The sequence below is a fragment of the Mycoplasma sp. 6934 genome (assembly GCF_055523595.1).
On record NZ_JBVFVE010000001.1, the window covers coordinates 610,267 to 623,877 of the forward strand.

Annotated in this window: 11 protein-coding genes; all 11 read right to left on the bottom strand. The window is 26.3% G+C overall.

Annotated elements, in window-relative coordinates:
* Positions 1–92: 92 nt before the first annotated feature.
* Positions 93–695 carry a hypothetical protein gene (locus tag AC0B4S_RS02620; RefSeq protein ID WP_465101563.1) on the bottom strand — a complete coding sequence of 201 codons (603 nt, stop codon included), beginning with the start codon at positions 693–695 and terminating at the stop codon, positions 93–95.
* Entirely contained in the window at positions 686–1,645 is a 960-nt protein-coding gene (locus AC0B4S_RS02625) for a hypothetical protein (RefSeq protein ID WP_465101564.1), read from the bottom strand. The genes AC0B4S_RS02620 and AC0B4S_RS02625 overlap by 10 nt, the downstream gene beginning before the upstream one ends.
* Complete coding sequence (locus AC0B4S_RS02630) at positions 1,638–3,824, bottom strand: Z1 domain-containing protein (protein WP_465101565.1); 2,187 nt, start codon at positions 3,822–3,824, stop codon at positions 1,638–1,640. The genes AC0B4S_RS02625 and AC0B4S_RS02630 overlap by 8 nt, the downstream gene beginning before the upstream one ends.
* The gene (locus AC0B4S_RS02635; protein WP_465101566.1) at positions 3,817–5,310 is read right to left on the bottom strand and encodes an ATP-binding protein; all 1,494 of its coding nucleotides are present in this window, start codon (positions 5,308–5,310) and stop codon (positions 3,817–3,819) included. The genes AC0B4S_RS02630 and AC0B4S_RS02635 overlap by 8 nt, the downstream gene beginning before the upstream one ends.
* Positions 5,303–6,541 (bottom strand): DNA cytosine methyltransferase, encoded by a 1,239-nt coding sequence (locus tag AC0B4S_RS02640; RefSeq protein WP_465101567.1) that lies wholly within the window; start codon positions 6,539–6,541, stop codon positions 5,303–5,305. The genes AC0B4S_RS02635 and AC0B4S_RS02640 overlap by 8 nt, the downstream gene beginning before the upstream one ends.
* Position 6,542: 1 nt before the next feature.
* On the bottom strand, positions 6,543–7,055 hold the full coding sequence (locus tag AC0B4S_RS02645) for a hypothetical protein (RefSeq protein ID WP_465101568.1): 513 nt from the start codon (positions 7,053–7,055) through the stop codon (positions 6,543–6,545).
* Positions 7,056–7,299: 244 nt separating this feature from the next.
* Positions 7,300–8,412 carry a hypothetical protein gene (locus AC0B4S_RS02650; RefSeq protein WP_465101569.1) on the bottom strand — a complete coding sequence of 371 codons (1,113 nt, stop codon included), beginning with the start codon at positions 8,410–8,412 and terminating at the stop codon, positions 7,300–7,302.
* A 101-nt stretch (positions 8,413–8,513) separates the two neighbouring features.
* Positions 8,514–9,662, bottom strand: a complete 1,149-nt coding sequence (locus tag AC0B4S_RS02655; protein ID WP_465101219.1) for an IS3 family transposase — start codon at positions 9,660–9,662, stop codon at positions 8,514–8,516.
* 21 nt (positions 9,663–9,683) lie between these two features.
* The gene (locus AC0B4S_RS02660) at positions 9,684–10,748 is read right to left on the bottom strand and encodes an IS3 family transposase (RefSeq protein ID WP_465101570.1); all 1,065 of its coding nucleotides are present in this window, start codon (positions 10,746–10,748) and stop codon (positions 9,684–9,686) included.
* A gap of 2 nt (positions 10,749–10,750) precedes the next feature.
* Positions 10,751–11,047 carry a hypothetical protein gene (locus tag AC0B4S_RS02665; RefSeq protein ID WP_465101571.1) on the bottom strand — a complete coding sequence of 99 codons (297 nt, stop codon included), beginning with the start codon at positions 11,045–11,047 and terminating at the stop codon, positions 10,751–10,753.
* Positions 11,010–13,523, bottom strand: coding sequence for a DEAD/DEAH box helicase (locus AC0B4S_RS02670; RefSeq protein ID WP_465101572.1), 2,514 nt, complete (start codon positions 13,521–13,523; stop codon positions 11,010–11,012). The genes AC0B4S_RS02665 and AC0B4S_RS02670 overlap by 38 nt, the downstream gene beginning before the upstream one ends.
* Positions 13,524–13,611 lie beyond the last annotated feature (88 nt).

Consider the following 13,611-nt stretch of genomic DNA (forward strand, 5'->3'; position numbering starts at 1 on the left):
TATATTATAACATTATATATATATATATATATAAATATTAATATATAAAATTTGGTATTTGCAACCAGTATTATAGGCAACTAGTAAAAATTTTATAGATCTAATATTTCATTATATAATTCTAAGTTATTATTAATGCTTCACACATCTTTGTTATAAGGTCACGAAGATAATAAAGATAGCGGCGAGAAATTTGGGTTATTTTTCATTATATTTTTAAATTTTTTAAGTAAATGTAAATAAACATCTTTGTGATCTTTTATAACTGAATACGGCTTAATTTTTCACCCACTTTCAGGCATGAAACCAGAATAAACATCATTTAATTCTGGTACTAAGAAATTAACTACACCACCATAACCGACATTTTCATGCTTATTTTTATTTTTCGCAGGGTATTGGACAATTAAAATATGTAAGAATAAATGTTCTAGATAATTGCAATATACTAAGTTTTCAGGTAATTGTCATTCATAAGGATTATTTTTTGCATATTCCAAGGTAGATAACATAATTGCATGATCTTCATATTTATGATGTGCAAACAAACCTTCTTTAGTTCTCGTAATCTTTGGATTTTTAACTCAATTTTCCTTAAAGTATGGGCCAAGACCTATTCCATATTTATTTTGTAAATAATCACAATATTCTAAGTATGTAAAATCTTTAACTTTATTATATTCTTTTAAATCCATTTTTCTCCTTTATCTTTCAAGTAAAAATTTTTATTAATTTCATCCTTAAATTTGCTTAGGGTAAGTGAATTCACTTTTTTACAATCAATGTCATATTCAATATTACTGATAGCAATAGTGCTTGAATTAATTTCTAAAATTGGTAATTGCTCTTTTTTAAAAATTTTCAATTGGTCCATGGCATAATCTAAATTATAACTTACACCTTTATTTAAACTGGAAATTGCACACTTAATTTTAAGCATTTCTAAATATAAATAGAAGGTGGGATCTTTAATTAAATCAAATAACTTTGAAAATAAATCATAAAGACTAACTCCATTATCGTTTTTTTCAAGCAAAATTGATACAAAGTATAAATTAAATTTATTAGAAGTTAATACATCATGATTAAATCTATGAATTCTATCGCTTCCTAAAGATCCTTTTAAAATAATTAAAGTTGTAGAATTTAATTGTATAATTCCTCTTGTAGGGTCATCAATATTATTAAATTTACTATAAATACTTTTTAAGCCATTTTTATAACAATAAATATGAAATAATAATTTTAAATATGTAATTGTTTGTATTCGTTCTAAATCTTTTGACGGTGTAGATTTAAATAAAGTTTCTAAAGATTCAAGCAAATTTAGAATATCTTCCCCTGCTTGAGGTTTATCAATCGCTTTAAATAAATAATCATAAATAATTTGAAATTGCTCTTTTGATTTATTATCTTGCCTTAAGCACGAGATAGTATGAAAATAGTAACTTGTATTGCCATCAGTATATTTACCATTGATTGAATAATGCAAGTTATCAGTCATACCATCACTAGTTTTTACGAAATTTTTACTATTTTTAATTAAAATAGTTTTTATTCTTTCGTCACTTTCAAACATAAAAACATTATTTGAAAATCACTCCTCTTTTGGAAAATTTCCAAAATATTTTGTTTCTTTATTCATAAACATTATCTCCTGTAACCAATTTTATTGTTTGAGATGTTAAAGGATTATTAAAAGTTATTAATGGGATACATGATTCAAATATAGGCGTTTTATTAAAAATATCTACCATATGTATTTGAATGAATGGAATATTTGTATAATCATTTCCATTTATATCAACTGGGTACCTATCACCAGAAAATTTAGTTCCATGATTTTGACCTTGAAACAATCTTTTTATAGATGTATTTGTGGAATCAGTATAAGAACGATACTGACCTTTTTGATACCTCATAAGCATAATTAAAATTTCATCACTTTGTAACCCTTGTTTTATTCTATTATTAATTATTGCAAAACTTTCTAGACTAAATGGACTAGTAAATCCAAAAACAAGTTTAGATAAAAATTCATTATAAAACTCATTAAAACTAAGCTTTAACAATAAATGCCTTTGATTATGTTCTTGCGATGTGTCAAAATCAATTAATTTTCCTTTTGATCCATATTTTTTACAAAAATTTAAATATAAATTTCGATTATGTTCTTTTTGTTGGTTGGTTAATTCTACAGATAAATCTTCTTTATTACCATATGAAATAACTTTTAAACTAACAGTATTTGACACACTTTTGCGTGTTAAAACTAAGTTATCATGTTCTAATAAAAAGGTTCGTTTAAACTGCTTTAGATTCAAATTTGACTCTAAAAATGCTTGAAAAGCATTTCACATATGATCCTCATTTGATACAATAGCCATAAATTTTCTTTGTAGTTCTTTAGTCATAAATACTCTGCAAATATCAAAATAATTATTTTTATATCCAAATCAGCGGCATCTTTGATACATAGTGTCTACTTGTGCCTCTTTTGAATCTCTGTAAATATATGAAACGATTAAACGATCCAAAGTAAGGCCGCGCCCTAACATGTTGCCACCTACTTTAATCTTATAAAGAAAGTTTGTTTTTTCCTTTTCAATATTATTATGGTTGATCACTTGTAAATTAAGATTTTTTACAACATTGGAAAGTTCACCAACTATTTTTTTAAACTCAATTTTGATAATACCATTATTTAATTCATAATATTCTTTGTAACATTTACTTATTTCAGTTTTAAGATCATCAAAATATATAGAATTTTTATCTTCAAGTCCCGAAGTAATTGTTGTATTAATATATTTTTTTATACGTAATCCAACAATATCTTGGATTTTGTTAAATGAAGAAGGATGTACAAGCATTGAAAAAGGTTTATAGTCTCCTTGTGCTCGCTTTAAGGCGCATGAAAAAATAAATAAATATAAGGCTTCTTTAAATGAATCAGGTATTGAATTTTCAAAATCATCATTATCATCAATTACTTTTATATGTGGATTATCAATAGTATCAAAAAAGGATCTTCCTCCAGTATAATTTTTTCCTGGCTTAACCAATAAAGCTCTATCAGGTGAGATATGGTCATAGGTTGAAATGAGTAAATTAGCTTGTGGGGTTGCTGTAACTGATAAAAATGTGCATATCTTAAAAGAAGTAATAATATCAACTATATTGTCATGAGTTTTATTAGATATTCCCCTTTTTTTAGATTTTGGAGCTCCTGGAGTAAATTCATCTCCCTCATCATCGATAACAATTGATGGTATTTCAGAATATAATTTTGCCAATTGCATCATTTTCCCCAAATTAGTATTTTCTGCAGGATTTTTTAAAACAACTAATATAATTTTACATCCTTGTTTAATTAAATCCTTTATATCTTCCTTAAATGAGGAATTTAAATTAAAAATTTTTAATTTCTCGTTATTTTTGAATCCTTCAACTAGTCTATTAAAATTTTGGTCTTTTAATTTTAATTTAGTCCCAGCTAGTATATAAGCAATATCATACCCATTATCAAATGCCAGCGCCGTTGATGCTAAAAAAAATGATGTTTTCCCACTTTGTACCTTGCCTAAACATAATATTTTAACAGGACTATATTGATTAATATTACCAGTTGGATTTTTAAAATTATAAATTGCTTGATATGAATTTGAAAGAATATGAGAAATTGTTTGACTATCTTCTGATTTCGCAAGAAATTCTTTAAATTTTTTTATATAAAAACCGTTTAATTTGGCTAAATTTATATAGTTATCTGCAACTTTTTTATCTTCAACAACTTTAGTTAAAATAATTTTATTGCTATCCATTTTGTTTAACCATAATCTCATTAATTGTGTCAAGCAATTTTATAGAATCAGCCAATTTAATACCCAAACTTTGGCTTTGAAGCATACTCTGAACTAATATTATAATAATCGAATTAACTGATGCAATTGTTCCGCTTTTTTTAAATTTATTAACATAAAACTGATTATTAATATTTATAATAAGAGAATAGCCATCTTTATATTTATCAAACTGTAAGCAATCTACATCTGAAGAAAGCCTTTGAATTGATACATATAAATAAACCAATTGATCATTTACTAAAACATTATATTTTTCAAATATAATTTCATCAACATCTTTTTCAAATTCATTCTTTGGGAGTTCTTTAACTGATTTTTCCTCATTATTGTTAATATCTTCTTTAATAGTTGGTGTGCTTGCTGCACTATCTGACAAGATCTTTTTAGTTTGATTACTAATTTTTCTATCATCATCTTTTACACGAATTTTTTTAGATTGTTTAATAATATATGAGACGCTTTCATTTGAAGCTAATTTCTCAAGAAATTTATCCTCTGCACCGTCGTGATTCCAAACAAATTTATCTTTAGTATAGGATAAAACATAATTTTTTCCTTCAAATCTTATTTCCCCAACTACTCGGAGGGTTGGAAATAAATTACCTTTATCAAATATTTTTTCAGGTTTATAGTTAAGTGCAATGCACCTATTTGCTTGCATCATGTTTAGACCAGTTTTACTACGATTTCCTTTATTAAGGATTCCTATTCAACCTGTGAATTCGTATGTTATATTTTTAAAAGTAAATGAATCATTAATATTACGAATATATCTTTGCTGATTTTCATCCATATATATTTCAGGCTTTTCATACTTTATAGGTATTTTATTTAACGTAATATTTAAAATACCCCTCTCTAAATAATGGTGATAGATTGTACCAAGCTTTTCACGCAGCTCATTTTCCTTATTTGGGTTATTAAGTTCTTTTACTAATTTAGTAATTGTTATAATTGTCCCATGGTTTTCTTTTTGATCATGGTCAAAGATTGCTTCAATTTCGTTTGGATTATTTTCCGATAACTCATCAATATCAACAGACGCACTAATTCTAGAACCAGAATCATATCTTGTTGTGGATATTGTATATTTATTACCTAAGTAAACAGAAGCATATTTTAAGCCTATGCCATACATCCCTAACTGATTATCTTTATTTGCATTTGGGTTTTTTGCATTTAGTTTTAAAGCTCTACCAAATTCTTCCTCATTCATACCAAACGAATTATCTTCAATAATAATTTGATTTTTATCTCAAATAATTGAAACTTTACACTTTTTACCATCTTCAAGGTTTTTTAAAATATCCTGGTTGTCTAAGAAACTTTGTAAAGAATTATCTATAAATTCAGAAAAAACACGTTCAAGTTTATAATTTTCAAATTGAAAATTTTTTATAAAACCAGATCCTATAGTTATATCGTACTTCTTAGTATTATTCATTGTTATTAACCTTTCTCATTTTATTAATATATTCAATAAAATCTTTAAATATTGAATATATTACAGTAACATTAACTGCATTGCCTAGTTGTTTAAATAATTCTTTTTCATTTCCTATATATTTAAAATCATCCGGAAAACTTTGTAACCTTAAACATTCAACAGCAGTAAAATACCTTTTTTGAGGTCCATAAATTGGGCGGTGGTCCATTGCTACTAATGCTGGGGCTTCTGTAGGTCTTTTGACTCTAATTCCGCTAGGACGGAATTGAATAATTCCTTCGAAAAGATTATCTAAATCCAAGCCAGCTTGTCATTCAAATTTACGCATTGTTTTATTTAAAATATCTTTAACCTTTCACTTTTCTAGTCATTTATCAATTTTTTCTTTATATTCAAAATATAAAGTTCTGTTTCGTTTAATAATGGATTGTTTTCAAATTGGTAAATTTGAAATATCATAATTTAATCCAAATTCATCAACCCAAATGGGAAAACCTAAGACTCTGTTGTTTTTTGGAATAATCTGTATAAAGTCATTCCAACATTTTAGGGTTTGTAATTGAATTTTAGATAATTGATATTTTGCTTTATTGCTAATTTGTAACTCATCTTGTATGATTTTAGAAATAGTAGGTGTATTTTGTTTAACTTTTTTAATTTCTAAATTAATAGGACCATTGTATATATCTTTTCTCACTGCTAGTATTATTGCCCTATTTCTTAGTTGTGGAACTCCAAAATCTTTAGGGCTTGCAACTAGTGGTTTTTTAACCACATTATATCCAGCATTTGATATTTCATTATAAATTGTGTTTCATGTATTACCACTATCATGAGTAATTAAATTTTGGACATTTTCTAAAATTAATATCTTTGGTCTTTGTTTAATATCTTGCTTTGTTTCAATTAATCTAATTATTTCACGAAACAGTGTGCCACGTGAATCATTAAATCCCTCCTGCTTGCCACCTTTGGAAAATGTTTGACATGGAAAACCAGCACAAACTACATCAATATTTTTTTGATATAAATTATTAAAATTTAACAATTGGATATCTCCCAAAGGTTTATGTTTAAAATTTTGTTCATATGTTTGCGCAGCTGCTTCATTAATTTCAGAAGCAAATAAACATTTGCTATTATTGCTATATTTTTGCATTGCTAGAGCAAAGCCACCAATTCCAGCAAATAAATCAACGTATACAAAATCTTTTTTTAAAAAGCTCATTTTAATCTGCCTTATAATTTTCTAGATAAACCGATAATAGTTCCTCAAAATTATTTTCAGAACAAACCAAAATATTTGTACCCGAATCCTTACCTTGATAAAAACCTTCTTGTGATGCTTTATTTAAACTTTCTTTTAATACATAGCATGAGCGATTTGTTTCATGATGAACAAATAAAAATGGATTTCAAGCAACTAAAACTTTTTTACCATTAATATCTCAAAGTCCTAATAGCATTGTTGCATTATTTGCAGTATTATCAGGAATATCATTAAAATTAAGTTTGTTAACTTGTCTTCTCATTACATCAGGTTTATTTGGTAAATATGCACTTGTAATATTGCGAATATTAACATTTATAAAGTATTCGTGATTATGTTTTAAAATTTTAAATTTTATAAAATTATTTATACGAATGCCACACGTAATAATTGTAAAGCCGGATTTTATAAATATTTCTTGTAGTTTTTGTAATAACTCAATGCTGGTGAGCGATTTATTATTATTTGACATTTTACTCCTTACAAAGTTTATATAGACAGAATGATATGTAGTAACATAATAAATTTGAAGAACAAAAAATTTATTATGTTAGTTATTTATTTAAATTAATTATAATTCATATATATATATATATATATATATATTGTAAAAACTTGATCATGCAAAATATTAAAATAAAAAGCTAACAATTATTGTTAGCTTTTCGTTTACTTTAGGACATTTATTCTTGTTTACTTTTATTAAGTTACATTATTTAACTTTTGGCTAAATTTAAGGCCACTTCTCAAATTTCTTCAAAAGGCTTGGCTATATTTTTTTGGACAGTTTTTTGGTTTTGATGTTTATAATATTTTAAATTAAGATAATGATGTTGTTTCACTAATTTTAAAAATGATTTAAGCAATGGTTCAGATGTTATATTTTCAAAGCCTCCTTCTTTAGATAAGATTAAGGATTTTTCAAAAAATTCTTCAAATGTTTCATTGTTGAAATTATCTTTAATTTGATTTTTAACATTTTGTTTTTTGTGTAATTTAATTCTTTCATAATAATTAATTGCTTTAAGGAAATCTTTCAATGATTCTTCAGGGACATTTATATTTTCAAATCCACCTTCTTTAGCGAGTTTTAAAGTTGTTTCTCAAAATTGATCAAATTTTTTCTTTCGTTTTAACTCTTGTCGTCTTTTACGTTCTTCTCTCCTTACTCTTTTTGCAATTTGTTCTTTCTTACGTGTTTCTTTTCCCAATTTTAGAATTTGTTCGCGTTGTTTTAAATAATCAAATGTTTTATATTTTAGATCTGGGTATAAATGAAGCAATTCTATTGTATTTAAGTTTTGTGTGCTGGTTAGTTCTTTTAAGACAAGCATTGACTTATGTGCATCATCACAAGCTTTGTGATCTTGCAAGTTTACTTCAGCCCCACTATTTAGTAAATCATTAAACACTTTTTCTAGTGAAGGATGGTTTGTTCCATCATTATTTAAAACACTAACAAGCTTTTGTATATCATAAGAAATATAATTAAATAAATGCAGGTTATAACGTTTTATACTTCCAGCTAAAAAACTAATATCATTCTCTACAGCATAGCCAAAAATTACTAAATCATCCTGCACCATTAATTCTTTAATAGTTTGATAATAATATTCAAAAGAAAGTTGCTTATAATATACTTCGTGGGGGTAAGCAAGAACTAGATCGGGACGATTTTTTCGACCAGTTAAGTTAAATTCAGTTTCAGGATTAATTAAAATATTTTGTTTTTCAAGAATATTAAAATTTACATCTGTAAGAACATATCCATATTCACAAATTGCTTTTAAACCATCAGCACACTCAATATCAAAAAATAAATATTTCATAATATATTAATTATAAACTGGGAAATTTTTTTCGGACGGTTTTACCTTCCCCAACCATACCATTTGGCTAAGCCAAACGGAATGCTTTGGGAAGGTTTTTTTTATCTTATTCTTTTATAATTATATCAGTTTATAAATTCTTTGATTTTTTGTGATAATTCAATAAAAGTAAGCCTTTTACAGGTTTGATCAAAATTTGGAAAAATCTCGCTTTTAAGAATTGAAAAGAAATATTCAATTTCACGGTTGTCTAGACTATTGCCAATTCTTGACATTGATATTTTACCTTTTAGCAATTCTATTTTTTTAGTATATTCAACCGACGAATAAGCAGATCCATGGTCAGAATGTAAAATAAAATTTTTTTTGAATTTTGTATTACTGATATTATTCAAAATTAGTTCGGTATCATTTCTAAGTGATAATTCATAGGTCACAAACTTAGTTTTATGGTCGATAATTGCGGATAAATAAATATGATTTTGCTCAATGTCTTTTGGTGCTGGTATGTAGGTCACGTCTGTTGCATATATATTATTGTTGATTGAATTATAATCTCGTTTTACTAAATCAGGCACTTTAACACAAGTATTTTTAGATTCTTTGTTTTTACGTTTTTGTCTAACAAATGTTTTTAAATTAAGTTTTTTCATATAATTCCCAAGGGTTCTAGGATTTATTTGAATATTATATTCTTGGAAAATATATTTAGCAAGCCTCCTTCGTCCATACCTTTCTTTATTTTCGACAAAACTTTTAAAAATTATTTCTTTGTGTTTGACATTTATCTCTTTAGCTTTGTTGTTATCTTTCAATTTCTCATAATATGTGGATCTTGCTATTAAAAAAATTTTTGCCTTGTATTTTGATGAAAGATTTTCAATTTCTTTAATATTTTTAATATCTGCATCAATATTATTTTCATTAAAAATTCGATAGTAGTATTTTATAACTGCATCTTTTTCATCATCTTTAAGAGTATTAATTCATGTATAATCGAGAACTTTCTTTTTCTTTCTCCCAACACCTTTATCTTTCTTGGGTGATTTACCGCTTTGTGATTCTATGTTCATATTTAAATTATACAGTTTTCTTTTCTTTAACATATTTTTCATTGATTCTTTATTTCAGTATGCTTTTCTGATGTCAAAACAGAAATTTTCAAATTCTGCTTTGGTTATTACCAGGTTCAAGTATTTATCGTATAAGTCAAAAATTTTAACTCATTCTTTAGTCTTTAAATGTCTCATAACTACCTCTTTTTCTTTATATTAAAAATATTCGGATTTTGTCCGAATATTTCTTCCCTGTCTAAAATATTCAATTTCACGGTTGTCTAGACTATTGCCAATTCTTGACATTGATATTTTACCTTTTAGCAATTCTATTTTTTTAGTATATTCAACCGACGAATAAGCAGATCCATGGTCAGAATGTAAAATAAAATTTTTTTTGAATTTTGTATTACTGATATTATTCAAAATTAGTTCGGTATCATTTCTAAGTGATAATTCATAGGTCACAAACTTAGTTTTATGGTCGATAATTGCGGATAAATAAATATGATTTTGCTCAATGTCTTTTGGTGCTGGTATGTAGGTCACGTCTGTTGCATATATATTATTGTTGATTGAATTATAATCTCGTTTTACTAAATCAGGCACTTTAACACAAGTATTTTTAGATTCTTTGTTTTTACGTTTTTGTCTAACAAATGTTTTTAAATTAAGTTTTTTCATATAATTCCCAAGGGTTCTAGGATTTATTTGAATATTATATTCTTGGAAAATATATTTAGCAAGCCTCCTTCGTCCATACCTTTCTTTATTTTCGACAAAACTTTTAAAAATTATTTCTTTGTGTTTGACATTTATCTCTTTAGCTTTGTTGTTATCTTTCAATTTCTCATAATATGTGGATCTTGCTATTAAAAAAATTTTTGCCTTGTATTTTGATGAAAGATTTTCAATTTCTTTAATATTTTTAATATCTGCATCAATATTATTTTCATTAAAAATTCGATAGTAGTATTTTATAACTGCATCTTTTTCATCATCTTTAAGAGTATTAATTCATGTATAATCGAGAACTTTCTTTTTCTTTCTCCCAACACCTTTATCTTTCTTGGGTGATTTACCGCTTTGTGATTCTATGTTCATATTTAAATTATACAGTTTTCTTTTCTTTAACATATTTTTCATTGATTCTTTATTTCAGTATGCTTTTCTGATGTCAAAACAGAAATTTTCAAATTCTGCTTTGGTTATTACCAGGTTCAAGTATTTATCGTATAAGTCAAAAATTTTAACTCATTCTTTAGTCTTTAAATGTCTCATAACTACCTCTTTTTCTTTATATTAAAAATATTCGGATTTTGTCCGAATATTTCTTCCCTGTCTAGTTCAGGTTCCATTTTAATTATTTCATCATAAAGTATTTTAAAATGTTGGTTTAAAGAACCATTTCCTGTAATTTCATTAATATAAACATGTGCATCGCTTTCATAATTTGTATTATAAACTAAGGATGCAATGAAATATTGATCTCACGTTGCTTTTTGGAATGTATCATACTTTAAAGTTATTTTGTAATATTTATTAGGCAAGCTTAAAGCTACTTTTGCTTTTATCTGCATGTTTTACTTCACCTCCATTATATTCAATAAATTTACCTTTTGATGTTATATAACTAATTATTTCATTAAAATATTTTCTTTTTTGCCCATTAAGTATTTTCATTGAAATTTGACGAAGCACACGATTATTACCAAAAATTATTAGTTTATCTCTAGCCCGTGACATAGCGACATTAATCCGCCTAAAATCATTTAGGAAATTTCGTTGCAATGCATCAGTGACTACTGTATTAACCAAAACAACATCTGATTCTTTACCTTGGAAAGCATCTACGGTATCAATTTCAAAAGATTTAAACAATTTTTTAGCTTCATTAATTAAAGCAATATTTTGCTTTTGGAACTTTTCAATTTGAGCAGCATAAGGGAAAATAGCACTTACTGAAATATTTTCAGGATCAATTGCCTTTTGCATTACATCTCTCAAAATAAATGCAGTTGCATTTATTTCTTCAATATTAAATCTTGAAGTTCCCTCTCTAGCTTCTTGTCCATTTAAAACCTCGACAAAGAAAATATCATTAGTATCATAGTTAATACTGTTATCTGTAACATTAAAGCGAACTTTATTAGGTCTAACTTGCTCACGTTTATTTTCAAGTTTATTGTCATAAAATACGTTATAAGCTGCAAGCACTGGTTTTACAGATCGATAGTTTTCATTTAAAAGAACTAACCGATTTGCTTGTTGTGCTTTATCCATTACTTTATCAAAAACTGATTGCTCATAAATATTTTGAAGTTTTTCAAATTTATCTTCATTATATGAAGGCAAATCTTTAACATCTTCTTTAGAAAATTCTAATAATGGTGCTAATTGGTAATTATCTCCAACCAAAATAACCTTGCTTACATATGGTAAATATCTTAGCACCTCACTAATAGGACATTTACTTACTTCATCAATAATAAGCCAATCATATCCTTTTAGGATTTCAAAACCTTTCTTGCCACCTAAAGCACTTGAGGTAGTGGTTATACCAATTACTGGAAAATTACTTGGTGAAGAATATTCAGTATATTTAAATCTTGGTTCACCCGCAAAATGAGACATTTGTTTTTCCATAGCAGCCGATAATTTTAAATCTGTTACATTCTTATTATGCTCAGAAAATTTTTGTGCCCATGTTTTATATAATGTTGAATCTATTTCATTTCCGCTGTATTTATTTTTTCGGTTGGTGATTCGATTTGGGATAATAATATCGAAATTTTGCATTAATTTGTCTAAAACATTATCAATGGCAATATGTGTTTGTGAAGAAATTACTACTTTTTGTCCTAATTCTTTAGTTATATATTGAACAATTGCATTAATAACATGTGTTTTACCAGTTCCGGGAGGACCTTTAATTAAACTAACAGGAGACCCATCAACAGCCATTAAAAAAGCTTGCTTCTGTGAATTGTTTAAACCATTTGTATATTTATTGGTTACCTCAGTAGGTTCTAAATGCTTAGTAGGCATTTTACTATCACCAATTAAATATTCTAAAAGGGAAATGGCTGATCCAGTTGCACCTTGATTAATTAAACGAAGCGAATTATCAATGGAATCAATCTTGATCTTTTGACCCATATCATATAAGTTTAAAGCACTAAAATGCTTCTCATAGTCTTCGTTGTTTTTAAATTCACCGGATAAAACTACTTCTTTGTCGACAATCTTACAGTTAATAACCTCAAATTGTTTTAAATTTTCAACATCTTTTTCTGAAATTTTTAATTTATTAGATAAAAAGATGTTGTCATCTCCAACTCGTTTAATTCAATGAAGTGGCTCATTACTATCCTTAATGTGTATATCAATTAATTTTAAAACTTGCCTTTTAACTTCATTTTTAAGTTTTTCATAAGTAATCTCGCTAATTTTATAACCCTTAAGCAGACCATTTTGATCTTTAATTTCTTCTTTAGTTTCTAAATTTAAATCTTTAACATGAATCGGAATAAAATAATATGGCTTTGAAATTGATGTTATTTTAAATGAAAAATTATTATTTAGTTCAGCTGATAAATCTTTATAAAATTTAAAAATATCCATGAATTCTGAAAATTGATTAATATTAAATTCAAAGTTAGGATTATTAATTAGGTTTTGCATATATTCTGAAAGTTCATCATTTGTAGTTAAGTCTTCATCCATTGCTGAAAATCTTATACTTGCAGGAACTCCCTTAACTTGTTTAAAGTCTGAAATTTCATCAATTTTTTTAACAATATGAAATGACCCACCATAAGGCCTGCGAAAATCACGAGATAATTTTCCCATAAGGATTAAATATCCTTGACCTTCTTTTTTTAATGCTATTTTAACATTAACTAATGAATCAATATATCTATCATCACGACGATCCCTTTTTAATTCAATTTTATTTGTAGATAATTTTGCATCATGATATTTGCCATCTCTAAGGATGTCTAAAATCTCAGAATCCACATTTTCTGAGCATGTTATTTTTAACGATAAATTCATATTTCCACTTTCTAGTAAACCATAATAAACTAATACAAAAAATGAATTTTTATAATATTTACATTGTTTTATTTTATCTTTCTTCTTT